The sequence below is a fragment of the Porticoccaceae bacterium LTM1 genome (assembly GCA_030252795.1).
Classification (GTDB): domain Bacteria; phylum Pseudomonadota; class Gammaproteobacteria; order Pseudomonadales; family Porticoccaceae; genus SCSIO-12696.
The window spans coordinates 457,932-484,688 of the sequence record CP127080.1 but is presented as its reverse complement, the minus strand read 5'-3'; the positions used below and the strand labels follow the sequence as shown (position 1 = coordinate 484,688).

Genomic DNA, 26,757 nt, shown 5'->3' with positions numbered 1-26,757 from the left:
ATCAGTTCAGGTATTCGGGATTGATCAGGTCGCTGTCTTCCAGCTTGGCAGACGGGTGATGCACAGTCGCAATCAGCCGAACCAAACCACCCAAGGCGACGCCGGCAATAATGCCGATCATCATCGCCATACCGAGGTTGGCTTTAAACAGCAAACCGATAAAGCAGCCAAACAGCACGCCAAGCATCAAGCCAATCGACGGCAGATGCTGGATCAAAGGGTTTTGTGGAGTTTTTTTCATTTACCTACGTCTTCCGTTGTGGGCTTCTTTATTGGATTAGAAGCCTCAAATAATTAGCGTTATGTCCATCGGAAAATCAAAAGCAGCGCACACCTTACTAGAATCTGATTAAAAAAACACCATCTTGCTGTCATCCTGAGCACAGTGAGGGCAAACACACATCGCGCTTTGAGTGCCAATGCGACTATCTCCGCTTTCAGGTTTTGTTTATATAAAATCCTTTAAGTGCCAAGCACCCGCCCTTACCCAACCGGAACAGGCCTGCCCTCATATACCCACAAATCGGGCAAACCTGTTCCGGTTGGGCAAGGGCTCACTTGGGTGCAAACCCCAAGCAGGCCCTGGTCAACGTAGGGTGCGCTGTGCGCACCGTTTGAAAATGTGTTTTCCACACACCATCTATCATCCTGAGTAGCTCTTTCCCTGACCTGACAGGTCACGACGATTTGTCAGTTATATGAGGAGTGGCCTGTCAGGTCAGGGAAAGAGCGGGGTCTAGGGCCTGTTCACACTAAATGACTTTGGCGTATCTCACTCGACAACCCCAAAATATGAAATAATGCCGCCCTCATTCAACATTCGCTGTAGACCTTGACCATGCCCCTGCTGCAACTTACCGACCTCTCCCTGGCTTTTGGCAATCACATTCTGCTGGATCACGTGGATCTCACTATCCATCGCGGCGAGCGCATCGGTATTCTGGGGCGCAATGGCGCTGGCAAGTCTACATTTATGAAGCTGCTGGATGGCCAGTTTCCGGCTGATAGCGGCGAATTCTGGCTGCGTCCTGGCACCGTAGTGACTTACCTGAATCAGGAACTGCCAGCTGCGGACGAGTCCACTGTTTACGATGTGGTGGCTTCCGGCCTTGCTGAAGTCGGTGAGCTGTTGAAGCAGTTCCACCACCTCTCCATGGAAGCACACGACGAAGCAGGCCTGACCCAGCTAGCGCGGGTGCAGGAAAAAATCGAGGCCAAAGACGGCTGGCTGTTTGGCCAGAAGATCGACGCCATTATCGAAACTCTGTCACTGCCCGCCGACACGCCTATGAAATCCCTGTCTGGTGGATGGCGCCGCCGTGTCGCTGTAGCGCGCACATTGGTCAGTGAGCCAGATATTCTTCTGCTGGACGAGCCCACTAACCACCTCGACATTCCAACCATCAACTGGCTGGAAAAACAGCTGGAAAACTTCCGCGGCGCACTGCTGGTTATTACCCACGACCGCGCCTTTTTGCAGCGCATGGCCACCTCCATTATCGAGATTGACCGCGGCAAGTTGCGCTGCTGGGACGGTGACTATCAGGGTTTTCTGAAATTCCAGGCCGAGCAGTTGGCCGCCGAAGAACGCGCCAACGAGCTGTTCGATAAAAAGCTCGCCCAGGAAGAAGTCTGGATTCGCCAGGGTATTAAAGCGCGCCGCACTCGCAACGAAGGCCGTGTACGCGACCTGAAAAAAATGCGCGAAGAACGCGCCGATCGCCGCGAGCGTCAGGGCAACGCCAGCTTTGCCATGGAAACCGCCAGCGTGTCTGGAAAGATCGTTGTTGAAGCGGATGGCCTGAGCAAAATTTACGACGGCCAGACCATCTGCAAAAATTTCAGCACCAAAATTCTACGCGGTGACCGCATCGGCTTTATCGGCGCCAACGGTATGGGTAAAACCACTCTACTGCGAATGCTGCTGGGTGAACTGGAACCGGATCAGGGCAGTGTAAAACTCGGCACCAAACTGCAAATCGCCTATTTCGATCAGCTGCGCAACCAGCTTGACCCAGATAAAACCGTGATCGACAACATGGCCGAAGGCCGGGAATTTATCACCATCAACGGCAAGGACCGCCATGTAATCAGTTATCTGCAAGACTTCCTGTTTACACCGGATCGCTGCCGCCAGCCAGTCGGCGCTCTGTCCGGCGGTGAGCAGAACCGACTGATTCTCGCGCGCCTGTTCAGCAAACCCGCCAATGTATTGGTACTCGACGAGCCTACCAACGACCTGGATATGGAAACACTGGAACTGCTGGAAGAAATTCTAATGGATTTCGACGGCACAATTTTGCTGGTGAGCCACGACCGGGAGTTTCTCGACAACGTGGTTACCAGTTGCGTTGTATTTGAAGGCAATGGCGTTGTGAATGAATACGTTGGCGGCTATGCAGACTGGATTCGTCGCGGTGGCGAATTGCCGTCATTAAATAAAAAAGCGACTACGGAAAAAGCCCAGGAGCCAAAAACAGAGAAAAAAGCCGAGTTAAAACCTGCTGCGCAACCAGCACCGAAAAAGAAAAAACTGTCTTACAAATACCAACTCGAACTGGACCAATTACCAGCCAAAATCGAGGCACTGGAATCGCGTGTGGAAGAGTTGACCGCACAGACTTCCAACCCTGAGTTTTACAGCCTGCCCCTCGACCAGACCCAACCAATACTGGACACCCTGAGCAAGGCACAGGAAGAACTGGATACGGCAATTGAACGCTGGGCGGAACTTGAGGAGATGGGGGAATAACCCTCCATCTCTTTCACTCACTACAAGAGCAACGCGGCTCAACAACTCTTATGATAGTGCCGCTTCGCTTTAGCCCGGTTTCCACACACCTCCATCTGGCACCAACGGCGACTGCGATTCTTGCTGCTGTCGACAAACATCCATGTACAGTCATTTGCACCACACATCCTGACGCGCCTGATATCCGGACCAGTAATCAATCGTATGGCTGAATATGCAATTGGCGCCAGTATGCTATCGAGGCTGTCAGGGGTGGCATTGAATACCCAACAACAGCCCGAATCTGCATGCGACAGGCTTGCGTTTTTCATGGCATCAAGCCAGCTGTCCCGTAACTTGTCCAGACATTGCTGGTCTGGGTCGTCCCCATTGGCAAATGACAAAAATACTTTATAGAGCAAGCGCCTGAACTCCCTGGCCCGCTGCAGAGTCTCTTCGGCATCTTGCGGATCCTGTTTCTCTATTTTTTTCAATGCGTTAGCGGTCTTCTCATTGATAGCCCCCGCCTTTTGAGTCCACTCGACCAGGCACCCAAAACTCTGTAACTCGTCATTCTCTTTCTCGTACGCCCTGTCATGCACTGTATTGGTGAAATCCAGCGCCAAATTACCGCCTACCAGTTTTAAATGATCAATGCCTCTGACTGACATGAGAACTCCTTTTGACTTAACCGTCATAAATTATTTTGACAGTTAGGTTCGTTTACACTAGTTTGTAACCACCAAAATAAGTTTAGGTGGTTTTTTGATTCCTGACAAACATTTTGGTTCCACTGAAAGCAGGGTGATTACTATGAATTCCTTTTTCAAAGCCAACTTCGAATCCGCCTCCAATCAAACCGTGATAGCCGAACGTGCACCTTTGCCATCGGAGCTTCGTCAATCCAGATTGCCAAGAGCCGTCCGCACTGCCTGGGATACTGAAGCCCCTCTGGTTGCCTCTATTCTCGGCGCAGCATTACGAAACGACCCGGTAATGAAATGGGTTATGAATGACCCCAAAGAGGTATGGAATTACTTTTACTGGATGCACCAAAAGCTGTTCGCGCAATACGATCTGGTGCATATGTCCCGTGATGGTAAGGGAGCGGCCATGTGGCTCCCCCCTATGACAACTGAACAGCCAGTCAACCTTGTGAAACTTTTCGGGCTTTCACTAACTATTTTGAAAACTGGTGGTTATCAGGGTTTCAAACACTATTTGAGTATCAGGAAATCCTTCGAGCAACACCACCCACATGAACCCCACTATTACCTTCATGCCATAGGTGTTCGCCCGGATTTCCGAGGCCGCGGCATCGGCTCCCTTCTACTGCAGGAAGTAATAGAACGCAGTGATCGGGAGAGAGTAAAAATCTATACCGAAAATACCTGTGAGCGAAGCCTGCCCTTTCTGCAACGCCACGGATTTAGGGTTATCGCAAAAGAGTCTCTTCCTGACGGTGGGCCGACAGTCTGGTTTATGGAGCGTCTCCCTAAACACCACTGATACAGACAAAACTAAAGTTATAAATTTCAATAATTGGAGATCTTCAGGTAAGACGAAAGACGAAACTACGCGGCCAGCCATCCTGGCCGCAGTCTCCTATACTTAGGGACTGTTTACACTACCTCGTCCAAGAGTTAAGGAGCCAGCCAATGTATGAAGGAACCATCACTGGCGCCTGTCTTTGCGGTGCCGTGAAATTCAAATTCCAGACTCCCAGCATCTGGTGCGCCCATTGTCACTGCACCCTTTGCCAGCGCGCTCACGGTGCGGCTTTTGTCACTTGGGTTGGGATAGAAGATAAAACCCTTACATTTATCGCCAACGATACCCTGACCTGGTATAGCTCTTCTTCCGATTCACAGCGTGGATTTTGCAGCACCTGCGGCTCTACACTATTTTTCCGTTCTGAGCGTTGGCCGGGACAAATGCATATTGCACGGGCCAATTTAGAGGGCAAGCTGGATCGCGAACCCAGCGGCCATGCACATTGGGGTACTCATGTGGACTGGTTCCAAGTAGGTGACAATTTACCTCACCTGTAAACAGGTATGTAAATTAACTGTTCAACCTTAAATAAAGAGATGTCCTGATTATTCGCTCGGAGATTCTCCATGAAAACACTTCTTTTTAGCCTATTTGTCCTTCTGTTGCCCTATTCTGCGTTAGCAGCGGACTACGTAATTCATGCCGGAAAATTAATCGATGTTGTGAACGGAAAGGTACTTGCTGATCACTCTATTGTTATCAGTGAGAATAAAATTGTCTCTATTGATGCGGGCTTTACTAACCCGACAGAACAACAACAAGTGATAGATTTAAAAGACAGTACCGTAATAGCAGGCCCGAAGGAGTGATGTGCAGTCATTCCACATGAACAACTGACAATGCAACTGGACGGGAAAATGGCCATGACCCCTCTGCATCTATTGAAGGGGTTGCGACTGAAAAAGCCCAGCGCTCATATTAGGACTTCCAGATGTCCTGATTCACTGATGGGCTAGATTTGGCTTTTAATGCCACATACAACCTCTCAACCTTTTCTCGCGCCCATGGGGTTTTTCGCAAAAACTTAAGGCTGGATTTTATGCTGGGGTCGTGGGTAAAACAGCGTATATTGATACGTGCGCCCAACTCCTCCCAACCGTAATGAGCTACCAACTCATTGAGTAATTTTTCAAGGGTAATACCATGGAGGGCGTTATTGGCCTGACTCATCGTTTGTTCCCTCGGCTTTTGCTCCACGGGTCAATTGTTTTATTCGAGGTTTTATCCGCCATATCCTGCTCATCCCTGTGAATCGCAGCTGGCGCAGCCTTTTTAGGCTTGGCTTCATCGCGATTGCGAATGGTCAGTCCGGCAATAAAATTACGTAAAAACTGGTCGCCACATTCTTTGTAATTACGATGCCCTTCTTTACGAAACAGCGCCGACAATTCCGGTTTGGACACCTTAAACCCTGCCAGTGCCATCATCGCGATAATATCTTCATCAGTCAGTTTCAGTGCAATACGAATTTTTCGCAAAATCTCATTATTAGGTAAATACTGGCCTTTCGGCCACGGCTGAGGTTCACGACCCTGTTGTACACCGCGATGATGAATAATCAGGCCATCGAGAAATGCCACCAGTGTGTCATTGGGACAAGGTACAAAACCCTCTTCATCCTCTTTGCGCATGATATTCGCCAAGTGATACGGTGGAATATCTACTCCAGCCAATTTAAAGGTCGCTTGCACTTTGGCATCGTTCAACTTCAGTGCATAGCGCAATCTGCGCAAGGTGTCGTTATTTATCATGAATCATTATCGCTGTTTAAATAGGTGTCTTTGAGTTTAGACTGAAGCCACTTCGGCAGCCGTCAACGGCCGATAGTCACCAGCCACCAGTTCGCGATCAAGTGCAATATGCCCCATCCGCTCGCGGTGCAGTGCCACCACTTTATTACGCAAGCGCCCATACATACGTTTAACCTGGTGGTAGCGACCTTCGTAAATTGTCAGTCTCGACAAATGTGCATCAAGAATTTCAAGTTGTGCGGGCTGAATATGCACATCTTCGTAAGGGAAATACATTCCGGCCGCAAACAGGTCGACGTATTCCTGAGTCACGGGCTTTTCCGTTTTCACCAAATAAGTTTTGGGAATTTTTTCACCGGGCTCGGTAATTTTTCGCGACCACCTGCCATCATTGGTGAGCAGCATCAATCCCGATGTATTACGATCCAGACGACCGGCAAGATGCAGTTCACTCCGGTAGGTTTCCTCAAATAACTCCAGCACGACCTTATACTGTGGGTCGCTGGTGGCACTTAAGTAACCCACTGGCTTGTTGAGCATAAAATAATAGGCGACTTTTTCCTGAAGTACTCGGCCATCCAGTTCAATTCGAACAAATTGATCGATTTCCACATCGAATTGACGAGTGACCTCGCCACCAACACTGACTCGCCCTTCAGAGATCTTGCGCCGTATCGATTGGCGGCTCTCAGCCGTAGTGTTGGCAACAAAACGGTCCAGCCTCATGATTAGGGCCTGTTAACACTAATTGAATATCTACTGCAGAAGGTCATTTTTTTTGACCAGCAAGGCAGAAGGTGCGCAGTGTAGTCACTCTACATAAGCGACTGATAACACAGCTGGGCGAACTTTCGTTTTCAAAGTAAGTGTCCTCAGCCCTTCGGGTTGCGGCTAAAAAAGCGCCACTCTTCGTTATTCGTCGTTTATTTGCTTTCCATTTCAACGAAAGTACCAAACTACTCTCCTCATGCCTTGATTGGCGCTTTTTTAGCCACAACAGTAAATATTCAATTAGTGTTAACAGGCCCTAGGCCAACCGGGAAATTTGTCGACGAGTTTTGCTGAGTGTTTCATAGATTGCCACAGACAAAATAATTGCACCACCTATAACCACCGACCAACCCGGCTGTTCCGATACAACCAGCCAGGCCGCAATAGCACCAATCACCGGTTGCGAGCAGCCAATAATAGCAACAGTTTTAGCGGGTAGTTTTTTGAGACTGAATGCCAACAAGGTATGAGCGGCGGCTGTTGTAATCAGGCCCAGTGTAACCAACAGCGACCAATCACTTAACTTCATTTCTTTGACCGCAGAAACATCCACAAACAACAGCAATAAAAACGCTATCGCAATCACCTGATGTAACATTAACCGGTCACTGGCGATGTGATGAAAACGGTATTTCATGGTCAGGTTACGAAGCGAAAATAACAGCGCGGAAATCACCCCCCATACACACCCCATTACCATGTCGCTATTGGCCGCCAGCTGCAATTCCTCCCACACCATAACCGCCAATCCAAGCACCACCAAACAACCGGCAATTAAATCACCAGCCTGCAATCTGGTTCGGGCAAAGAAGGGTTCGATTAAAATAGTAATAACCGGGTAGCTGAACAACGCCAACATCCCGACCGCTACCGTGGATATTTGCATGGCATGAAAAAAGGTGATCCAGTGCAATCCCAGTAACAGACCAAGTCCGTAAACGGCAAAATATTGGCGAATACACCCCAGTCGCCAATGCCGCTTGCCCAGCAGACAAAACCCCAACAATCCCAATGCAGCCACCACGCTGCGCAGTTGCGTCATGGAAGTTGCGTCCAACGGAATTAATTTGGCAAACAGGCCATTTAACGCCAAAAGCAGTGCTGAAGCATAAAGTGCCAGTAAACCGGTGCGATCCTGAGTCATATGGAGGGACTGCTCTTATTACAACCGGGAAAATGGAAAGGCATTAACAGACTCTATACTGTCCGTATTGAGCAACTGCATCAACAGACGATCCACCCCCAGAGCCACTCCGGCACAATTGGGAAACCCTGCACGCAACGCGGCCAGCAACTTTTCATCGGCCTGCATATCGCGCTTGCAACTCTCTCGGCGCTGTTCGCGATCTTTTTCAAATCGCTGCGCCTGATCGTCGGCGGTAGTTAACTCAAAATAACCATTGGCCAGCTCAACACCATTTAAAAAGGCTTCAAAGCGACGAGCGACCAGCTGCCCCTGCGCATCCGATTCGATTTTTGCCAATGCCGCCTGACATTGCGGATAGCCATAAATCAGCGTTAAACCAGCAGGCAACTTCGGCTCAACTTTCAAGCTGAAAATCAAATCCAGACAGGTGGAGCGATCCTCATAAAAACTTTCGCTTCCGGCGGTTTCAGCAGCGAGTCTCTGCAACTCTGGCAGCTCTGCTGTGTGTGGATCGACACCCAAAGCGGCATGAAATGCGTTGCGGTAATCCAACTTGGTTATCGCAATTTCATCACCCGCCAAAAACCTGATCAGCTCGACCACTTCATCCATCAGCCGGTGCTCATCCCAACCAACCCGGTACCACTCCAGCATGGTAAATTCCGGATTGTGACGCCGCCCTGCTTCTCCGTCGCGAAACGCTTTGCCAAGGAAATAGATATCGCCACTACCGGCAGCAAGAAGGCGCTTCATAAAATATTCAGGCGAGGATTGCAGATAATGAATATCGCCTTTGCAGCGAGCCTCTATACAATCGATATGGAGATCGGTTACACCACGCGCTCCCAGCAACGGCACATCGACTTCATAAATTTCGCGCGAGTCGAAAAAGCGACGAATTTTCCTGAAAAGCTCAGCGCGCTTTTTCAGGGTTTCGATGTTTGCACTGGGTTGCCAGTCAGCCATAACGCCCTCTTACTGTTTACGCATTCTGTGTTGTGGCTTCCCCTTCGGGGGATTCAATAGCCTGCTCGTCCTGCCACCACTTTTTGACCCACAGATCCAGGATCAACGTACCGAATGGCAACAGCGATGCAAAAAACAGCAATAATCCACGCCATAGCGACCAGCGCAGAATCGGCAGTGCAATAAGAATAGCGCCTATAAAACCCATCAGTAGATAGCCGTGAGTCCACCCCAGATACCAGACCGGCTCAGGTATACCAAACTGGTATTTAAGCGGCATCGCCGCCAGCAACAGGACAAAAGAAAGCCCTTCCACCAGCGCGGTCCAGCGTAAAATTTGATAAATAATTTTTTTCACTGATTCCCCTAGGCAACTATTACAAAAACAAAAGGCGAAGCAGTTGCTTCGCCTTTTGTGAACAACCAATGTTCTTACTCGCTCTTCGCGCGGCCTTGATACTCACCAGTACGGGTATCAACGCGAACAACTTCACCGACATTCAAGAACAGAGGCACTTTAACAACGGCGCCAGTAACCAACTTGGCTGGCTTGTTGCCGCCCTGGGCAGTGTCACCGCGCAGGCCCGGATCGGTTTCGACAATTTCCAGCTCAACGTGGTTGGGCGGGGTTACTGACAGCGGCGAGCCGTTGTAGAGGGTAACAATGCAGATATCCTGTTCTTTCAGCCACTGCACTGCATCGCCAACAGCCTTCTCGTCAGCCTGGTACTGCTCAAAGGTGTTTGGCTCCATGAAGTGCCACATTTCACCGTCGTTGTAGAGATACTGCATATCCGTATCCATTACATCGGCACCTTCCAGACTGTCGCCGGATTTGAAGGTACGCTCCCACACACGACCGGATTTCAGGTTGCGCAGTTTAACGCGGTTGAATGCCTGGCCTTTGCCCGGCTTTACAAATTCGTTCTCAACGATGGAACAAGGATCGCCGTCCAGCATCACTTTCAGACCGCTGCGGAATTCGTTGGTTGAGTAATTGGCCATCAGATTATTCGCCTATATCAATATTTAGAAACTTTGCAACCCATTGATTTAAATGGGCTTATTGCCGCACATCGCAAAGCCGGCCGCCGACATCAGTCACCCCGATGGGAAACGTTTTCAAAGCCGGCCTCTGGCTGCCTCTGCACGGGCTGTTACTGGAGTGGCGGCGATTATACAGAACATAAGCCCCAACGGCATCCATGCTATACTCCGCAGCCAATTCTGCTCACTACACCCTATTCGTTTTGCTCCATGACCCTTCAAATACACACCCTCGCTGAACCGCTCTCCTGGCAGGAAGAACTGACCCAAAGCGTCCGCGACCCGGAGCAGCTTTTTCGCCTGCTCGACCTTCCCGACGACCAGTTGGACTCGGCTCGCGCTGCCTGCGGAGAGTTTCCACTGCGAGTGCCAAAGCCGTATTTGGAGCGAATCCAAAAGGGTAACCTCAACGACCCTCTCCTCAAGCAGATTCTGCCTTTGGGCGATGAATTGCTGGCCGCGCCCGGCTACAGCACCGACCCACTGGCCGAACAGGAGGCCAACCCTATTCCGGGGCTTATTCACAAATACCGCAGTCGAGTGCTGCTGATTGTAAGCCCCAACTGCGCCATCAACTGCCGCTACTGCTTTCGACGTCATTTTCCCTATCAGGATAACAAGCCCAATCGGCAGGACTGGCAACGGGCCCTTGACTACATAGCCAACCACACCGAGATCAACGAAGTCATTTATTCCGGTGGCGACCCGCTCGCAGCAAGCGACAGGCAACTTGCATGGCTTACCCGGCAAATCACCCAAATTCCACACATCACCAGACTCAGGGTTCATACTCGCCTGCCGATCGTAATTCCACAGCGCATCTCCGACGAGTGCCTGCAGTGGCTGACCGGCTCCCGGCTTAAGCCGGTAATGGTTCTGCACTGTAATCATGGTAATGAAATTGACCCAGCTGTCGCCGAGGCGGCTGCCAGGCTTAAAAGTGCCGGCGTAACCCTGCTCAATCAGGCAGTCCTGCTGAAGGGAGTCAACGACACTGCCGAGCAACTTGAAGCACTGAGCGAGAAACTGTTCTCAATTGGCGTTCTTCCCTACTACCTTCACCTTCTGGATCGCGTGCAAGGAGCGCAGCACTTTGACGTCGATGAAATAACAGCACGCAGGCTGGTGGGTGAACTGATCAAGCGTCTGCCTGGCTACCTGGTTCCAAAACTGGCTCGGGAGGAAGCAGGCAACCCCTCCAAAACCCCGATTGAACCCCTGCTCTGACGACTGGTCAAATCTCGTTCAAAGCTACATATATCAAGGAATCTCGAATTCTTTTGGATATGTAACTATGATTTAATAGCCGGTCTTTATTATTTGCTTTTTTATTGCTTTTTGGCCGTGCCAATCGTGGGATGTGGGGGAGAATCTTATGGAACGAGTTGTCAACTTTGAGGGGCTGGAACAGCTAGCCAGTCGGCTTACGGCTGCACCTCTCTCAACCGACAAACTCACTATCTGCAGTCATCAGGGTGAAGGCTTCACCCGCTTTGTGGAAAAGCTCTCCAAGTATCCACACTCTGACCGCGGCAAGCTTCTGTACAGCTTCCTGAACGAACTACAAACTCTGAGCATAACAGCCAACGAAAAGCTCAAGCTACTCAACACCGTGCGCGAGGCAACCCTGGAGTGCTCTGCAGCTCTGGCAAAGACATCTTTGTGCCACAAAACTGCCAAGGCAATCTCTCTATCACAGGCTCTACTCAAGCATCTGTCAGGCAACTATCGCTCGGTGATCAAGCAGTTTTTGACCAACGGTGCACGTTCTTTGCCATATCCACTATTGGCTCAATCGATCCTTTTTGCCATGGAGGCCCTGAGCCTCTCTTATTTGCGATCCAACCAGTTCTATATCGCGGCACCCACGAATCTGTGGATCAACATGCACAGCCTTCACCGCATTGCTGTGATGTGCAAACTGGATTCGGTGCCCAACCCTGGAAAAGCCCGCGGCGGGGCACCCTCGGTGACCATTCATACCGAGTATATGCGAGTACTACTGCTGGCTTGCGGCCACCCAAATCACCTGTCCAGCAACGACCTGACCCTGGTTTACAACGCCCTCAAAGAGTGGGCCCCCATGTCTCAGCTGGCGCGCGGCCATACCACCGGAATCTATATGGTGGATATCGATGCCAATCAGCCCCCAGTGTACGTTTCTGAACAGCCGGGGCAGAAAAAAAGTTACTACCGGATTTACCTGGAACCATTGCTGGAGAACCTGGCCACCAAACTGCAGAATTTCCCCAACGCCCGGGTTATCGACACTGTTCCCCCACGGCTAATACGCTCTTTATGCGAAGCCTGGTCTTATGAACTCAAGCGCCAGCTGGAACGAACACCAAACCAGCGACAGCAGGAGATAATCTACGGACTGCCTTTTATCCACAGTGTTGTCTCCGGGGTAAATGATTTTGCTGATTTCCTGAGTTACTTTGGCGAGGATGGTGAGCAAGACCACACCACAAATGTTGGTGAAGTCACCCCGCTGAAAGTGGAAGAGATTAACTCCAGCAGCAATGGGTTCTGTTTTGAACTCAGTGGTGAACACATGCAGAGAATAGTGCCAGGAGAGCTGGTTGCCATTCGTGATGACGAACATTGGCAGCTCGGCATCGTGCGCTGGAAACACACCACCCCCAGGCTATCTGCCCTGATTGGGGTTGAACTGCAGCATGGCAAATTGACATCCTGTGCATCGAGAACCAATCAACTACCGGACAAAACCGGAACCTTTATCCCGGCACTACTGCTGGTAGATAAGGAGCTGAGTGGTCGACAACTTATTGTTCCAACCCTGACATTCAAGCAGGGTGACCGAATACAACTGATCGATTCACATGGAAACAACACTAATGAAGAAATGACGGCGCTACTGGAAAGCACCGGTTCAATCTGCAGTTTTGTGCTGGCAGCAGCAAATTATCAACAAAGCGATTGACGACCCCGCCGCCGATTGGCAGCATGATCAACAATCATTGATAATAATTACTCAATAAAGCTTGTGAAGAACACAGCGCACGGCCACGCGATCACACGCTGTTTATCAAGAGTGAGCGAATAATAAAGCCTATGTCTGCATCTACACCTTTAAACCTGCTACTGATTCATGACTTCGTTGATGAAGCCAACAAACTGGTCAGCCTGTTCCGAAATGCAAGCTATCAGGTTTCGGCCAAGCACATCACTTCAGAGCAGGAATTGCCAAAAGTGCTGCAGGATGGCGCTTGGGACTTGATCGTTGCCCAACTTGAAAACAAAACAGTTCCTCCTCAAACCATCTTTCACACTACTCGGCGACTCAGTCGCGACCTCCCCACCATATTTATCAGCGAGAATGCAGATTCTGCCAGGATCGAGTGCCTGCGCATGGGTGCTTCAGACGTTATCAGCGTTGATAACGATCAACACCTGCTGCTTGCAGTAGCACGCACGCTCTACAACCTGGAGCAGCGTCGGCAATTGCGCTACTGGAAACGTCGCTATGTCACTGCAGAGAGCCGCGGCCAAACGCTGATGGACAGTTCTCGCCACGCCATCGCGCTGGTGAAAGAAGGTACTTACATCTACGCCAACGAGAGCTTTGCCCAACTGTTTGGCTATCAGGACAGTGACGACATGATCTGCCTGCCGGTCATCGACAGCGTTGCAGAGGCCAGTCGCAACCAGATCAAGTCGCTGCTGAAGAACATGTTCGAAGAGAACAGCTGGGACTCGCAAGAAGTACATTTTTCCGGGCAGCGGGCTGATGACCTGCCAATAGAAGTCACAATGACTGCAACTCAGGTCGTCTATGAAGACGAACCAGCCCTGCAATTTATGATCAAGGCCGATGAGCAGGCCTCAGAACCCGTTGTGACTGCTGGCGGAATAGCGTCTACCCCATCTTCCGGGCTCACCGAAATTCGCCTCAACAAGTTGATCGAAAATGTTAATGGCGCCATCCATCGCGCCGCGCAGCAGCACAAGGATTCTGTGCTGATCTGTATCCAACTTGATCAATTTGAGCGACTGCGCACCGAGAGCAACATGGCCACCACGGAAGAACTGATGCACCAGGTGGCGAGAATCATCGAAAACCAGATTACCGATGAGCACTTTACCGGACGCTTCCAGGAGGACACCTTCCTGTTGCTGCTGCCCAACACCGACCCTGATTCTGCCCTGAGTCAGTGCGAAGCGTTGTGCAAGAAGGTGGCCAGTGAAATTATCAATGTGGAATCACAGACCTTTGCTGTGACCCTCAGTATTGGCCTCAGTGTTATTTCCGAAGCGGTAACTACCTTTGAAGTGGCAATTGAGCGCTGCATGCAGGCAATGGAAAAACTGCACAAAGAGAGTGATACGAGTGGTGTTGGCAATGGAGCCAAACTTTATGAAATGGAGTTTACCCGCAACGCCAACCAGATTGATAACAATGTAGAGTCCCTTGGTCGCAAGCTACTTGGCAACGATCAGCTGGAGTTGTTGTATCAGCCTATTATCAGCCTTCACGGCGACAATCTGCCAATATATGAAGTACTGATTCAAGTAAAAGACCAGGAAATCGCCGAAGAGCTTCCCAGTGACTTTATCTCCCAGGTATTCAAGACAGATGCCGCCAAAGAGATAGACCACTGGATTATCCATGAGGCAATCCTGGCCCTTACCGAGATACATGAGCGCGATCCAAATGTGCGGCTGTTTATAAATATCAGTCAAAGCACCTTCTGCGATCCGGAATTTATTCAATGGCTGAAAATTAATCTGTCACCTTCAGGAATTTCGCCAAAGAGCCTGATATTCCAACTGCGTGAAATTGATGTTGGTCGCTATCTCAACCAGGGTGTGGAAACAATTGAACTCCTGACAGAGATGGGCAGCGAGGTTGCACTTGCCCACTTTGGCATGAGCATCAACCCGATGCAGCTCCTGGAAAGAGTGTCCGTCAATTACGTCAAGCTGGACCGACTTCTGGTTGAGAAGGCTCACGATGATCAAGAGGGTGTAAAAGCTCTCGAGTCACTGCTTGCCAAAATGACAGATCGCAATGAAAAAGTGATTGTGCCGTTCATTGAAAGCCCCGCCATGATGCCTACCCTTTGGCGCATGGGGGTTAAATTTATTCAGGGTCACTATCTGCAACCGCCGCAGCCCAGTATGTCATTTGACTTTAGTGGCGACGACGATTAATTAGGTCGATCCACCCGCAATCCTGAGCGCTTTGTCTGCGCTCAGGATTACGATGATCCGTTCAGAACGCACGCCCTCCAAAGTAGCTCATGCCGCAGCCTGACAGGCTGCGACGATTTGTGGGTATTATGAGGAGTCGCCTGTCAGGCTGCGGCAAGAGCGGACTCGCTATAAGCTTCCTAACACAAACCAACACCCCAACCCTGAGCCTGCACCAGGATCCTTCGCTGCGCTCAGGATGACAGATATAAGCGAACAGCGCTGCGGAATTCCTGTGTTTTTAGCTATGCTCTACGTAGAGCGTCTATATCACGATCACGTAGTCCCAACAGGTAAAGCACACCATCCAACCCCAGTGCATTTATTGAATGCCTGGCGCTTGCCCGAACTATAGGCTTGGCGCGAAACGCGACACCCAGCCCGGCAATACCCAGCATCGGCAAATCATTGGCACCATCGCCAACCGCTATCACCTGCTGCAGGGATAATCCTTCGCGCTGGGCCAGCTCTTGCAGTAATTCAGCTTTGCGGCGGCCATCCACAACCTGCCCGATTACTTCTCCGGTTACCTTGCCGTCCTTTACATCAAGCTCGTTGGCAAAAACATAGGTGAACCCCAACTTTGACTGCAAGTACCGGGCGAAATAATTAAAGCCTCCAGAAACAATCGCAGTTTTATATCCCAGCTTGTGCAGGGTAGTCACCAAACGCTCACAACCCTCGGAAAGATTGAGCGAATGGGCAATCTGCTCCAGCACCGAAACATCCAGACCTTTCAGCAGCTTCATTCTGCGAGCAAAGCTCTCGGTAAAATCCAGCTCACCGCGCATCGCAGACTCAGTTATCGCAGCTACCTGCTCACCCACACCAGCCGCCGCAGCCAGCTCATCAATCACCTCGTGTTGAATCAGTGTCGAGTCCATATCAAACACTACCAGTCGACGATTGCGTCGATAGGGGCCATCTACCTGAAAGGCAATATCAACCTGTAAATTTTCGGCAGCATTGAGCAAGTCGGCCCTGAGTGCAGGCTCATCGGCGACAAAACCCTGCAGCGTCATTTCAATGCAACAGCGTTGTTGCGAATTTTCATTTTCAGGGTCGCTGAGACCCGTTAATCTCTCCAACCCGATAACGGCCAGATTGTGCCTGGAGACAATTTGAGTGACTGCAGATAATTGCGATGCATCAACCTGGCGCCCCAGCAGGGTAATAACATGAGCGGCACACTGCTCACCCTTTTCCCAGATTCCAAATTCTTCTGTCGCAAGTCGCACGCAGCTGACTTCAAACCGCTCCGACAGCTCTGCAACCAGGGTATTTAAACCATCGTTATTCTGTTCAGAAACCCCGAGCAATGCACCCAGCACAAAATGCTGATGGATAGCAGTCTGGCGAATATCCAGCAGCTCTGCATCCAGCTCGGAAATTTTTCCTAAAATATTTAATTCAGCTTCACTGCCCACTGCACCCGAAACTGACAACCAAAATAATTCTTTCAATTTTTCATCCCCGAATCGTCGATGGATTTTTCACAAACCCAGGTGAATTCTACGATAGAATGGCACCAATTTGCATAAACGGATCCACAATGGCTATTCCCAATACCTACGCACTGCGCTTGCCACTGACCACCATTTCTCTTGTGCTGGTTGCCGGGCTGCTGATTTATATACTGGGAAGCTGGCAAGCCGATCAGCTTGCGAAAAATGAAGGGCAGCGTCTGGGCAATGCACTGGCAGCTCAATTAGCACAGAGTATTCGCCAGCCAATTATCCACAATGATCTGGTCAGTCTGCAGGTCAGTGTAGATCAGCTGGTAGCCAAGGCGGAGGTTGCCGGAGCCACTGTTTACAATCCCCAGGAAAAACTGATCGCCCAAAGCGGCATCCGTAGCGAACGCCCCCAGGAAGAAATTACTCGCTATCGAGAAGCGTTGATTATTGAAAACAAAACTGCTGCCTTTGCCGGTGTCGATATCAATACCGCGGAACTGAGTGCTCGATACCACACCCCTTTAAACTGGATTCTTGCTGTCTGGTTAATTTTTGGAGCGGGCCTATCTGCCCACAGCCTGATCACCGGTCGCCGCCTATCCCTTCAGCTGAAAAATCTCTGCAACCGTTTGCCCAGCGACGCAGAAGCGGAAAATAGCGGTGACGAATTGACTCAACTGTCCGATCGCCTGACCCCACTTCTCACCCAATCTTTATCAGCCGAAAAGGATTCAGAGCCCACTCGCCAAATTGCCACCGTGGCTCTGCACTGCAAAAACCTCGACCGGCTGGAAGCACAACTGAGTAAAGAGAATCTCCAGCGACTGTTGCGACAACTCGATGACGACCTCGCCCAGATCGTCACCCTCTATCACGGCGAGCGCAGCCCGGGTCGCGAGCAAACCCTGTTTATCGAATTCACGGGAGATCGCGAATCCGGCGATCATCCGTTAAGAGCCCTTTGCAGCGTTCACCTGCTGCTGAAACTGGCCGAGCGTCACGCCCAATCCCTGGGAGTTGGCCTGGCTCTCTCTGCTGCGGTACGACTCAGCAATTCCGGCCAGCAGGGCTCACTGATGGGCGACTTTGATCGCGAAAAACGCGAAAGCGAAGTGATCCGCCTGGCACGCCTTGCCGAGCGCAACGAAATCCTGCTGGACAGCGCCACCAGCCTTCACCACACACTGCAGGATGTCATCGCAGCCGAAGAGGTGTCGGAGAGTTCGGATTTATACCGTCTTGAGTCCTTTTCCAGCTCTCACCAGTCACTGCTGGAGAAACAGTTCCGCTACCTGATCAGCCAGTAGCCCTCCTTTGAGGTCATCGTCAGCTCTTGAGACAAAGTTTACGTTAACGTAAACTTACCCTTTCAATGATCACTGCCGGTACTCAACATGGCCGATGCCAATACCACTTACAGTATCTCTGACCTGGCTAAAGAGTTTGACGTTACCACGCGAACCATTCGCCACTACGAAGAGGTCGGCCTCCTCTCGCCGCAACGCCGCGGCCAGACCCGCATCTACCGGACTGCTGACAGAACCAAGCTCAAGCTGATTCTGCGTGGTAAACGACTCGGATTCACCCTTGAACAGAGTCGCGACATCATTGAAATGTATGACCCGGAACACGGCAATGTCACCCAGCTGAAAAGCCTGCTGGTGGGCATTGAACAACAGCGCGCACGACTGAAACGACAAATCGAAGATATTCAGCTATTAATGAAAGACCTCGATGACGCCGAAGAGCTGTGCCTGAAAGCATTGAGAAATGAGAGATGAGAGACGTGAGATGGGAGATGGGCCGCTCCTCAGCCCCACCATCTCACATCTTTCATCTCCCGTCTCACGAATTAACCACTGAGATATAGAAATATGAGCACTTACTACCCGACCCTGAACTTCGACCTCGGTGAAGACATCGACATGCTGCGCGATGCGGTATACCAATTCGCCCAGGCAGAAATCGCCCCGATCGCCGAAGAGACCGATCTGAAAAATGAATTCCCCAATGACCTGTGGCGCAAATTTGGCGACATGGGCCTGCTAGGCATGACTGTGGCAGAAGAATACGGCGGCACCAACATGGGCTATTTGGCTCACGTAGTGGCGATGGAAGAGATCTCACGCGCCTCCGCCTCTATCGGACTTTCCTACGGTGCTCACTCCAACCTGTGCGTGAACCAGATTCACAAGAACGGCTCACATGAACAGAAACTCAAGTACCTGCCAAAGCTCTGTTCCGGTGAGCACATCGGTGCGCTGGCAATGTCCGAACCTAATGCCGGTTCCGACGTTGTGAGCCTGAAGCTCCGCGCGGTGAAAGACGGCGATCACTACATCCTGAACGGCAACAAAATGTGGATCACCAACGGTCCGGATGCCCACACTTATGTGATCTACGCCAAAACTGACCCGGAAGCCGGATCACGTGGTATCACTGCCTTTATCGTTGAGCGCGACACCCCGGGATTCAGCCAGGCGCAAAAACTCGACAAGCTGGGTATGCGCGGCTCCAATACCTGTGAGTTGGTATTCGAAGATGCTCGCGTACCGGCAGAGAACATTCTCGGCAAAGAAGGTGACGGCGTTAAAGTTCTGATGAGCGGCCTCGACTACGAGCGCACCGTTCTGTCCGGTGGCCCTACTGGCATCATGCAAGCCTGCATGGATATCGTGGTACCTTACATTCACGACCGCAAACAGTTCGGCCGCTCTATCGGTGAGTTCCAGCTGATGCAGGGCAAGATCGCCGATATGTACACCACTCTCAACGCCTGTCGCGCCTACCTGTATGCAGTAGCCAAAGCCTGCGACCGCGGTGAGGAATCTCGCAAAGACGCAGCCGGTGTCATCCTGTATTGTGCGGAAAAAGCCACCCAGGTAGCACTGGAAGCAATCCAGACACTGGGCGGAAACGGCTACATTAACGAATTCCCTACCGGCCGCCTGCTTCGCGATGCCAAGCTGTACGAGATCGGCGCCGGTACTTCGGAGATTCGTCGTATGCTGATTGGCCGAGAATTGTTTAAAGAAACTGAATAAGATTTGGTCGCACGTCGCATGTCAGACGTCGCACGCTAAAGGCACCATCCTATGCAGGTCGGGCTTTAACCCGTCAAGAAAGGTGGTAACCGGCAAGTTGTTTGACGGCCCCTCTTAAGAAAAAAGAGTGCCAACCTACAAAGTGCATGGTTGTAGCGTGCGACGTGCAGCGTCAGACGTGCAACCCAACAAAACGGAGTGCAAACTTTGGCTACCATAAAAACCAAGATCAACACCCGCTCTGCTGACTTCACCGCCAACGCCGAAGCCATGCAAACCCAGGTCGACGACCTGTGTGCCAAGATCGAACAAATCAAACTCGGCGGTGGGCAGAAGTATCGCGACAAGCACGTCGCCCGTGGCAAACTGTTACCCCGCGACCGCATCAACGCCCTGCTCGATCCCGGTTCACCGTTTCTGGAGCTGTCACAGCTGGCTGCATGGGAAGTCTACGAAGACTATGTACCGGCAGCAGGCATTATCACCGGTATTGGTCGCGTGTCCGGGCAGGAGTGCATCATCGTTGCAAACGACGCCACAGTAAAAGGCGGCTCCTACTACCCGCTGACCGTGAAAAAGCACCTGCGCGCCCAGGCGATCGCCGACCAGAACAATTTGCCCTGTATCTACCTTGTGGATTCCGGTGGCGCCAACCTGCCACGCCAGGACGAGGTATTCCCGGATCGCGAACACTTTGGTCGAATCTTTTTCAATCAGGCCAATATGTCTGCCAAGAGCATTCCCCAAATCGCTGCGGTGATGGGCTCCTGTACCGCGGGTGGCGCTTACGTGCCGGCAATGGCGGACGAATCCATCATTGTAAAAAACCAGGGCACCATCTTTCTGGCCGGCCCGCCATTGGTGAAAGCAGCAACCGGTGAAGTGGTCTCCGCAGAAGAGCTCGGCGGCGCCGATGTGCACTGCCGCACCTCAGGGGTATCCGACCACTACGCGCAGAACGATCACCACGCCCTGCAGCTGGCTCGCCAAGCGGTATCACGGCTGAACAGAACCAAACCGGCACAACTGGATGTGGCTGAACCGGTGGCACCTCTGTACGACCCGAAAGAAATTTACGGCGTGATCCCAAGTGATTCGCGTCAGCCTTACGATGTACGCGAAGTCATCGCCCGCGTGGTGGACGGCTCCGAATTCGACGAATTCAAAGCACTCTACGGCACCACATTAGTGTGTGGCTTTGCCCGCATTCACGGCTACCCGGTGGGCATCGTTGCCAACAACGGTATCCTGTTTGGCGAGTCGGCTGAAAAAGGTGCCCACTTTGTTGAGCTCTGTGCACAGCGCAAAATCCCACTGGTCTTTTTACAGAACATCACCGGCTTTATGGTGGGCAAACAGTACGAAGCAGGCGGCATCGCCAAGCACGGAGCCAAGATGGTAACTGCCGTGGCTTGCGCCCAGGTGCCCAAATTTACCGTACTGATTGGCGGTTCGTTTGGTGCCGGTAACTACGGTATGTGCGGCCGCGCCTACGACCCGCGCTTTATGTTTATGTGGCCCAATGCCCGCATCTCTGTGATGGGCGGCCAACAGGCTGCCGGTGTACTGGCACAGGTAAAACGCGACCAGCTGGAAGCCCAGGGCGACTCCTGGAGCCAGGAAGACGAAGCGAAGTTCAAGCAGCCTATCATCGACAATTACGAACAACAGGGACACCCCTACTACGCCTCAGCCCGTCTCTGGGACGACGGTGTCATCGACCCGGCTGAAACCCGCAATGTGTTGGGACTGGCAATTTCGGCGACGTTGAACAAGCCGATTGAAGAGACGAAGTTTGGGGTATTTAGAATGTAATGCTTGGTCGCACGTCTGACGTCGCACGTCGCACGCTAAAACCAAGTCGCAAGAGTTCAGTACAAGATACCCTGTTCATTTAGGTTGCTGAACCAGAAGCAAAATACACATTATTTTGAATCGAAGGGCCGCTTTTAGCGTGCGACGTCAGACGTGCGACGTGCGACCCAAAACTACGGAGTGCGACCCATGAGCACTGACAAAGTAAAAGTACAAATCGACTCCCGCGGGGTGGCAACTGTCACCCTCAACAACGCCGACAAACACAACGCTTTTGACGATGTGATCATCGCCGAACTGGACCGCCAATTCGCCGCGCTGGCCGAAAACGACGACGTTCGCGTAGTAATTCTGGCCGCCGAAGGGCGCAGCTTTTCTGCCGGTGCCGATCTCGGCTGGATGAAGCGCATGGCAACCTACAGCTATGACGAGAATCTGCGCGACGCCACCGCACTGGCGGAAATGTTACGCAAGCTCAACTACATGCCCCAGCCCACCATCGCACGAGTACAGGGTGCCGCTTTTGGCGGTGCAGTCGGATTGGTAAGCTGTTGTGATATGGCAGTCGGTTCCACTCGTGCCAGCTTCTGTCTGAGCGAGGTGAAGATCGGCCTGATCCCGGCCACAATTTCACCGTACGTAATTAACGCTATCGGCCAACGTGCCGCGCGTCGACTGTTCACCACCGCCGAACGCTTTGACGCAAAAACAGCCTTGCAACTCAACCTGCTCAGCAAGGTAGTGGATGAAGAGGATCTCGATACCGAGCTGGAATGGATGGTAGACAGCTTGCTCGCCAATAGCCCGCAAGCAATTCGCGCCGCCAAGCAACTGGTATTTAACGTAGCAAACAAAGAATTCAGCGGTGAACTGATGGAATACACCAGTGAACAGATCGCCGCGATTCGGGTTTCTGAAGAGGGACAGGAAGGGCTGCAGGCGTTTCTTGAGAAACGGAAACCCAGTTGGCAGCAGTCTTCAGATTAATAATTTGAGCTTGTTTGGTCGCACGTCTGACGTCGCACGTCGCACGCTAAAACCAAACTGCTCGCAAAAATTACGGTGAACTCTGCTAATGCAGAACGCCAATTGTAAGTGTAAAGAACGATTTATTTTAGGCTACGGGCTGCTTTTAGCGTGCGACGTCAGACGTGCGACGTGCGACCCTAACTTAAGAACTCAACAGCGAGCTAGTTAGCACTATGTTCAACAAAATATTAATCGCCAACCGCGGCGAAATCGCCTGTCGAATCATCAAGACCGCGCGCAAGCTCGGCATCAAAACCGTCGCGCTGTACTCCGACGCGGACCGCAATGCCCTGCATGTGGCCATGGCGGATGAAGCGGTTCACATTGGCGGCTCTGCGCCGCGGGACTCCTATTTGCGCGGCGACGTGGTGGTTGAAGCGGCACTGAAAACCGGTGCCCAAGCGATTCACCCGGGCTATGGTTTCCTGTCGGAAAACTCCGAATTCTGCAAACTCTGTGACGCCAATAACATCGTGTTTATCGGCCCGCCGATTGAGGCCATTGAAGCGATGGGCTCCAAGTCCGCCGCAAAATCCATTATGGAGAAAGCCCAGGTACCGCTGGTGCCCGGCTACCACGGCGAAGACCAGAACCCGGAAATCCTGCGCAAGACCTCCGACGAAATGGGCTACCCGGTACTGCTGAAAGCTGCCGCCGGTGGTGGTGGTAAAGGTATGCGCCAGGTATGGAGTGCCAAGGAGTTTGACGAGGCATTGGCTGCCGCCAAACGCGAAGCGATGAACGCTTTTGGCGACGACAAGATGCTGGTGGAAAAATACCTCACCCAGCCGCGTCACGTGGAAATTCAGGTGTTTTGCGACAACCACGGCGACGCAGTCTACCTGTTTGAGCGTGACTGCTCCGTGCAGCGCCGCCACCAGAAAGTTATCGAAGAAGCGCCAGCTCCAGGCATGACCGAAGAGCTGCGCGCCCAAATGGGTGATGCGGCAGTACGCGCTGCCCAGGCGATAAATTACCAGGGTGCTGGCACCGTCGAATTCCTGCTGGATGTGGACGGTTCGTTCTACTTTATGGAGATGAACACCCGTCTGCAGGTAGAGCACCCGGTGACCGAAATGATTACCGGACAGGATCTTGTCGAGTGGCAGCTGCGAGTTGCCGCTGGAGAAAAATTACCGTTGCAACAGAGCGAATTGCAAATCAATGGCCACGCCTTTGAAGCACGCATTTACGCCGAGGATCCGGACAACGATTTCCTGCCAGTGACTGGCACCCTCACCTACCTGCAGCCACCTGCCGAAAGCGACCATGTACGCGTCGATACCGGTGTACTGCAGGGCGATGAAGTGAGCGTCTTCTATGACCCGATGATTGCAAAACTGATTGTCTGGGACGAAAACCGCGATCGTGCACTCAGCCGCCTGACCCGCGCCCTCTCGGAGTACCGAATCAGCGGCATGGTGACCAACACCGAGTTTCTCTATAACCTGGCCAGCACCAAAGCGTTCCGCGATGCCGATCTGGACACCGGATTTATCGAGAAACACCAAGATGCGATTTTCCACACCGGAGACAGTAACAGTGAACAGCATCTGCCGCTGACCGCCCTCTATCTGGTGCTCAAGCAGCAACAGCAGGCAGCGCAGAAAGCCCATGGCAGTAATGACCCGCACTCGCCCTGGCACGACCCAAGTGCCTGGCGCTTGAACGAGGCACATCGCCACTCGCTCAACATTGATCTCAATGGCCAGATTCACGCCGTTGTGGTGGAACAACGTGGTGCCAGCCGCTATATGATTCGCATTGGCGAACAGTCACTGTTGGCTGCGGGCGAACTTAACGGAAATGATCTGTACGCAGATATCGACGGCTACCGCCAGCGCCTTACTGCCGCTGAACACGACGGGATCTTCACCTTGTTTACCGCCGATGAGGCACTGCACTTCTCAATCGCTAAACCGGATCTAGGTGACGCAGACAGCAGTGCCGCAACAGGTGGCCTGACCGCCCCGATGAATGGCACCATAGTGACCCTGCTGGCCGAAGTCGGCACTGAAGTGGAAGCCGACACACCACTGCTGGTGATGGAAGCGATGAAAATGGAACACACTATTCGCGCCCCGGCAGCGGGTAAAGTAACGGAGTTCTACTATCAACCAGGGGATCTGGTTGATGGTGGTAGTGAGCTGCTGGCTTTTGAAGTATTGAATTAGTGGTCGCACGCTTGACGTCGCACGTCGCACGCTAAAATCCGGTTCCTTTGTCAAAAAGTAGGGGTCATCCCAGCGTAGGCGGGGATCTATATAACTGACGAAGTAACCAGGTGGCTTCCCACTTCCGTGGGAATGACAAAGCCATGTTGGTTTTTAGCGTGCGACGTCAGACATGCGACGTGCGACCTTTCAAACAGAGCAAAGAAATATGACACACCAAACAACCAACTTACCAAGCGCCGGGCTCCCTACCCACGTAAAAATCGTCGAAGTCGGCCCCCGCGATGGCCTGCAAAACGAAAAACAGCCCATTGATGCCGCCACCAAAATCGAATTGATTGACCGCCTTACAGACGCCGGCCTCGGCTACATCGAAGCGGGCAGTTTTGTGAATCCGAAATGGGTTCCGCAGATGGCCGGCAGTGAAGACGTATTTCGCGGTTTCAAACGCAAGGACGGTGTCACTTACGCCGCACTCACCCCAAACATGATTGGCTTTGAGCGAGCGGTTGAAGTTGGCGTCACCGAAGTGGCAATTTTTGCCGCTGCATCCGAATCATTCAGCCAGAAAAACATCAACTGCTCCATCGAAGAAAGCCTGGAACGCTTCAAGCCGATTATGGAAGCAGCCAAGGCCCACAACCTACCGGTGCGTGGATATGTCTCCTGCGTGGCAGGCTGCCCGTACGAAGGCGATGTGGACCCGGAAAAGGTGCGTGAAGTGTCAACAGCACTTTACGCAATGGGCTGCTACGAGATATCTCTGGGTGATACCATCGGCGTCGGCACACCCGCTAAAATCCAGCGCTTGATTGCGGCCTGTGCGCAGGATGTTCCTGTTGAACATCTGGCAGTTCACCTGCACGACACCTACGGTCAGGCAGTCGCCAATATCTACGCTGCCCTGCAAATGGGTGTCAGCGTGGTGGACAGCTCAGTGGCGGGATTGGGTGGTTGCCCATACGCCAAAGGGGCCTCCGGCAACGTCGCCACCGAAGATGTGGTCTACCTGCTGAATGGCCTCGGTATTGAGCACGGCATTGATCTCGACAAGCTGATTGACGCCGGCAACTTCATTACCGGAAAACTGAATCGCAACAACGGTTCCAAAGTGGCGCAGGCAAAAACTGCCGCTTGCTCAAATTAATTACAGGTCGTCATTCCCGCGCAGGCGGGAATCCACCATCCGAAAGATGGATCCCCGCCTGCGCGGGGATGACGGACCCCTCCGGGGTGACGGAATAAGGAAAACAAAAGACAGGAGCTCTCCATGTCAGGTTTTGACAAAGTCGTAACCAGCTACGAAGAAGCAATGGCTGGCCTCGAAGACAATATGACCATTATCGCTGGCGGCTTTGGCCTGTGCGGTATTCCGGAAGGCCTGATTGCCCAGATCAAAAAAATGGGCACCAAAGGCCTGACCGTTTATTCCAACAACGCCGGTGTCGACGGCTTTGGTCTGGGCATCCTTTTGGAAGATCGCCAGATTAAAAAAATGGTTGCTTCCTACGTTGGTGAAAACGCCCTGTTTGAAAAACAACTGCTGTCCGGCGAACTGGAAGTGGAACTGACTCCGCAAGGCACCCTGGCAGAAAAAATGCGCGCCGGCGGTGCTGGTATCCCAGCCTTTTTTACTGCCACCGGCTACGGCACGCCTATTGGCGAAGGTAAGGAAGTGCGCGAATTTAACGGCCGCAATTACATTCTCGAAGAATCAGTAACCGGCGACTTTGCCATCGTGAAAGGCTGGAAAGCCGATCGCTACGGCAACGTAATTTACCGTCATACCGCCCAGAACTTTAACCCAATGGCAGCCACCGCCGGCAAAATTACCGTCGTGGAAGTGGAAGAAATTGTTGAGCCGGGCGAACTTGATCCAAGCCAGATTCACACACCGGGCATTTATGTAAACCGGGTGATCAAAGGCACATTTGAAAAACGTATCGAACAGCGCACAGTTCGCAATTAATAATCTTGTCATCCTGAGCGCAGCGAAGGATCTCACAAGTTGCTGAGACAACGAGATCCTTCGCTACGCTCAGGATGACAACTAATAT

At 51.9% G+C, this 26,757-nt stretch carries 25 protein-coding genes; 15 read left to right on the top strand and 10 right to left on the bottom strand.

Annotated elements, in window-relative coordinates:
- Nucleotide 1: 1 nt before the first annotated feature.
- Nucleotides 2–241 carry a hypothetical protein gene (locus QP938_02225; protein WIO74742.1) on the bottom strand — a complete coding sequence of 80 codons (240 nt, stop codon included), beginning with the start codon at nt 239–241 and terminating at the stop codon, nt 2–4.
- A 597-nt stretch (nt 242–838) separates the two neighbouring features.
- On the opposite strand from QP938_02225, the gene QP938_02220 reads away from it, so the two are divergent.
- Entirely contained in the window at nt 839–2,752 is a 1,914-nt protein-coding gene (locus QP938_02220; protein ID WIO74741.1) for an ATP-binding cassette domain-containing protein, read from the top strand.
- 38 nt (nt 2,753–2,790) lie between these two features.
- On the opposite strand, the gene QP938_02215 is transcribed toward QP938_02220, so the two are convergent.
- Nucleotides 2,791–3,402 carry a CGNR zinc finger domain-containing protein gene (locus QP938_02215; GenBank protein WIO74740.1) on the bottom strand — a complete coding sequence of 204 codons (612 nt, stop codon included), beginning with the start codon at nt 3,400–3,402 and terminating at the stop codon, nt 2,791–2,793.
- A 142-nt stretch (nt 3,403–3,544) separates the two neighbouring features.
- Here QP938_02215 and QP938_02210 point away from each other — a divergent pair, with 142 nt between their 5' ends.
- The 3 genes from QP938_02210 to QP938_02200 all read left to right on the top strand — a co-directional run bounded on the left by QP938_02210 (nt 3,545) and on the right by QP938_02200 (nt 5,094).
- Complete coding sequence (locus QP938_02210; protein WIO74739.1) at nt 3,545–4,240, top strand: GNAT family N-acetyltransferase; 696 nt, start codon at nt 3,545–3,547, stop codon at nt 4,238–4,240.
- A 149-nt stretch (nt 4,241–4,389) separates the two neighbouring features.
- Nucleotides 4,390–4,782: a GFA family protein gene (locus tag QP938_02205; protein WIO74738.1), complete on the top strand. Its 393-nt coding sequence runs from the start codon at nt 4,390–4,392 to the stop codon at nt 4,780–4,782.
- Nucleotides 4,783–4,851: 69 nt separating this feature from the next.
- Nucleotides 4,852–5,094 (top strand): hypothetical protein, encoded by a 243-nt coding sequence (locus QP938_02200; protein ID WIO74737.1) that lies wholly within the window; start codon nt 4,852–4,854, stop codon nt 5,092–5,094.
- Nucleotides 5,095–5,203: 109 nt separating this feature from the next.
- Here QP938_02200 and QP938_02195 read toward each other — a convergent pair whose 3' ends face one another.
- From QP938_02195 to efp, 7 genes are all read right to left on the bottom strand, one after another.
- On the bottom strand, nt 5,204–5,455 hold the full coding sequence (locus QP938_02195; protein WIO74736.1) for a VF530 family protein: 252 nt from the start codon (nt 5,453–5,455) through the stop codon (nt 5,204–5,206).
- Complete coding sequence (locus QP938_02190) at nt 5,452–6,036, bottom strand: DUF1456 family protein (protein ID WIO74735.1); 585 nt, start codon at nt 6,034–6,036, stop codon at nt 5,452–5,454. The genes QP938_02195 and QP938_02190 overlap by 4 nt, the downstream gene beginning before the upstream one ends.
- A gap of 36 nt (nt 6,037–6,072) precedes the next feature.
- On the bottom strand, nt 6,073–6,762 hold the full coding sequence (locus QP938_02185; GenBank protein ID WIO74734.1) for a pseudouridine synthase: 690 nt from the start codon (nt 6,760–6,762) through the stop codon (nt 6,073–6,075).
- A 301-nt stretch (nt 6,763–7,063) separates the two neighbouring features.
- The gene (locus QP938_02180; GenBank protein WIO74733.1) at nt 7,064–7,951 is read right to left on the bottom strand and encodes a DMT family transporter; all 888 of its coding nucleotides are present in this window, start codon (nt 7,949–7,951) and stop codon (nt 7,064–7,066) included.
- Between the two features lie 18 nt (nt 7,952–7,969).
- Nucleotides 7,970–8,920: an EF-P lysine aminoacylase EpmA gene (gene epmA / locus QP938_02175; protein WIO74732.1), complete on the bottom strand. Its 951-nt coding sequence runs from the start codon at nt 8,918–8,920 to the stop codon at nt 7,970–7,972.
- Between the two features lie 16 nt (nt 8,921–8,936).
- Complete coding sequence (locus tag QP938_02170) at nt 8,937–9,278, bottom strand: DUF3817 domain-containing protein (GenBank protein ID WIO74731.1); 342 nt, start codon at nt 9,276–9,278, stop codon at nt 8,937–8,939.
- 74 nt (nt 9,279–9,352) lie between these two features.
- Complete coding sequence (efp, locus tag QP938_02165; GenBank protein ID WIO74730.1) at nt 9,353–9,925, bottom strand: elongation factor P; 573 nt, start codon at nt 9,923–9,925, stop codon at nt 9,353–9,355.
- A 252-nt stretch (nt 9,926–10,177) separates the two neighbouring features.
- Between efp and epmB the strand changes: the two genes are divergently transcribed.
- The 3 genes from epmB (at nt 10,178) to QP938_02150 (ending at nt 15,142) form a co-directional block, all read left to right on the top strand.
- Nucleotides 10,178–11,194, top strand: a complete 1,017-nt coding sequence (gene epmB / locus QP938_02160; GenBank protein ID WIO74729.1) for an EF-P beta-lysylation protein EpmB — start codon at nt 10,178–10,180, stop codon at nt 11,192–11,194.
- A gap of 148 nt (nt 11,195–11,342) precedes the next feature.
- Nucleotides 11,343–12,911, top strand: coding sequence for a hypothetical protein (locus QP938_02155; protein ID WIO74728.1), 1,569 nt, complete (start codon nt 11,343–11,345; stop codon nt 12,909–12,911).
- A 131-nt stretch (nt 12,912–13,042) separates the two neighbouring features.
- Complete coding sequence (locus QP938_02150; GenBank protein ID WIO74727.1) at nt 13,043–15,142, top strand: EAL domain-containing protein; 2,100 nt, start codon at nt 13,043–13,045, stop codon at nt 15,140–15,142.
- A 284-nt stretch (nt 15,143–15,426) separates the two neighbouring features.
- Here QP938_02150 and serB read toward each other — a convergent pair whose 3' ends face one another.
- Nucleotides 15,427–16,644: a phosphoserine phosphatase SerB gene (gene serB, locus QP938_02145; GenBank protein ID WIO74726.1), complete on the bottom strand. Its 1,218-nt coding sequence runs from the start codon at nt 16,642–16,644 to the stop codon at nt 15,427–15,429.
- A gap of 89 nt (nt 16,645–16,733) precedes the next feature.
- On the opposite strand from serB, the gene QP938_02140 reads away from it, so the two are divergent.
- From QP938_02140 to QP938_02105, 8 genes are all read left to right on the top strand, one after another.
- Nucleotides 16,734–17,945 carry a hypothetical protein gene (locus QP938_02140; GenBank protein WIO74725.1) on the top strand — a complete coding sequence of 404 codons (1,212 nt, stop codon included), beginning with the start codon at nt 16,734–16,736 and terminating at the stop codon, nt 17,943–17,945.
- Nucleotides 17,946–18,032: 87 nt separating this feature from the next.
- A complete protein-coding gene (locus tag QP938_02135) occupies nt 18,033–18,419 on the top strand; it encodes a MerR family DNA-binding transcriptional regulator (GenBank protein WIO74724.1) in 387 nt (128 codons plus the stop codon).
- A 93-nt stretch (nt 18,420–18,512) separates the two neighbouring features.
- Nucleotides 18,513–19,682: an isovaleryl-CoA dehydrogenase gene (locus tag QP938_02130; GenBank protein WIO74723.1), complete on the top strand. Its 1,170-nt coding sequence runs from the start codon at nt 18,513–18,515 to the stop codon at nt 19,680–19,682.
- A 207-nt stretch (nt 19,683–19,889) separates the two neighbouring features.
- A complete protein-coding gene (locus QP938_02125; GenBank protein WIO74722.1) occupies nt 19,890–21,497 on the top strand; it encodes a carboxyl transferase domain-containing protein in 1,608 nt (535 codons plus the stop codon).
- Between the two features lie 189 nt (nt 21,498–21,686).
- The gene (locus QP938_02120; GenBank protein ID WIO74721.1) at nt 21,687–22,484 is read left to right on the top strand and encodes an enoyl-CoA hydratase/isomerase family protein; all 798 of its coding nucleotides are present in this window, start codon (nt 21,687–21,689) and stop codon (nt 22,482–22,484) included.
- Between the two features lie 215 nt (nt 22,485–22,699).
- The gene (locus tag QP938_02115) at nt 22,700–24,700 is read left to right on the top strand and encodes an acetyl/propionyl/methylcrotonyl-CoA carboxylase subunit alpha (GenBank protein WIO74720.1); all 2,001 of its coding nucleotides are present in this window, start codon (nt 22,700–22,702) and stop codon (nt 24,698–24,700) included.
- A gap of 208 nt (nt 24,701–24,908) precedes the next feature.
- The gene (locus QP938_02110) at nt 24,909–25,847 is read left to right on the top strand and encodes a hydroxymethylglutaryl-CoA lyase (protein WIO74719.1); all 939 of its coding nucleotides are present in this window, start codon (nt 24,909–24,911) and stop codon (nt 25,845–25,847) included.
- Nucleotides 25,848–25,970: 123 nt separating this feature from the next.
- Nucleotides 25,971–26,669, top strand: a complete 699-nt coding sequence (locus tag QP938_02105) for a CoA transferase subunit A (GenBank protein WIO74718.1) — start codon at nt 25,971–25,973, stop codon at nt 26,667–26,669.
- Nucleotides 26,670–26,757 lie beyond the last annotated feature (88 nt).

Coding starts and splice junctions, on each gene's coding strand:
- QP938_02225 (WIO74742.1), bottom strand. CDS start 241: ATGAAAAAAACTCCACAAAACCCTTTGATCCAGCATCTGCCGTCGATT.
- QP938_02220 (WIO74741.1), top strand. CDS start 839: ATGCCCCTGCTGCAACTTACCGACCTCTCCCTGGCTTTTGGCAATCAC.
- QP938_02215 (WIO74740.1), bottom strand. CDS start 3,402: ATGTCAGTCAGAGGCATTGATCATTTAAAACTGGTAGGCGGTAATTTG.
- QP938_02210 (WIO74739.1), top strand. CDS start 3,545: ATGAATTCCTTTTTCAAAGCCAACTTCGAATCCGCCTCCAATCAAACC.
- QP938_02205 (WIO74738.1), top strand. CDS start 4,390: ATGTATGAAGGAACCATCACTGGCGCCTGTCTTTGCGGTGCCGTGAAA.
- QP938_02200 (WIO74737.1), top strand. CDS start 4,852: ATGAAAACACTTCTTTTTAGCCTATTTGTCCTTCTGTTGCCCTATTCT.
- QP938_02195 (WIO74736.1), bottom strand. CDS start 5,455: ATGAGTCAGGCCAATAACGCCCTCCATGGTATTACCCTTGAAAAATTA.
- QP938_02190 (WIO74735.1), bottom strand. CDS start 6,036: ATGATAAATAACGACACCTTGCGCAGATTGCGCTATGCACTGAAGTTG.
- QP938_02185 (WIO74734.1), bottom strand. CDS start 6,762: ATGAGGCTGGACCGTTTTGTTGCCAACACTACGGCTGAGAGCCGCCAA.
- QP938_02180 (WIO74733.1), bottom strand. CDS start 7,951: ATGACTCAGGATCGCACCGGTTTACTGGCACTTTATGCTTCAGCACTG.
- epmA (WIO74732.1), bottom strand. CDS start 8,920: ATGGCTGACTGGCAACCCAGTGCAAACATCGAAACCCTGAAAAAGCGC.
- efp (WIO74730.1), bottom strand. CDS start 9,925: ATGGCCAATTACTCAACCAACGAATTCCGCAGCGGTCTGAAAGTGATG.
- epmB (WIO74729.1), top strand. CDS start 10,178: ATGACCCTTCAAATACACACCCTCGCTGAACCGCTCTCCTGGCAGGAA.
- QP938_02155 (WIO74728.1), top strand. CDS start 11,343: ATGGAACGAGTTGTCAACTTTGAGGGGCTGGAACAGCTAGCCAGTCGG.
- QP938_02150 (WIO74727.1), top strand. CDS start 13,043: ATGTCTGCATCTACACCTTTAAACCTGCTACTGATTCATGACTTCGTT.
- QP938_02140 (WIO74725.1), top strand. CDS start 16,734: ATGGCTATTCCCAATACCTACGCACTGCGCTTGCCACTGACCACCATT.
- QP938_02135 (WIO74724.1), top strand. CDS start 18,033: ATGGCCGATGCCAATACCACTTACAGTATCTCTGACCTGGCTAAAGAG.
- QP938_02130 (WIO74723.1), top strand. CDS start 18,513: ATGAGCACTTACTACCCGACCCTGAACTTCGACCTCGGTGAAGACATC.
- QP938_02120 (WIO74721.1), top strand. CDS start 21,687: ATGAGCACTGACAAAGTAAAAGTACAAATCGACTCCCGCGGGGTGGCA.
- QP938_02115 (WIO74720.1), top strand. CDS start 22,700: ATGTTCAACAAAATATTAATCGCCAACCGCGGCGAAATCGCCTGTCGA.
- QP938_02110 (WIO74719.1), top strand. CDS start 24,909: ATGACACACCAAACAACCAACTTACCAAGCGCCGGGCTCCCTACCCAC.
- QP938_02105 (WIO74718.1), top strand. CDS start 25,971: ATGTCAGGTTTTGACAAAGTCGTAACCAGCTACGAAGAAGCAATGGCT.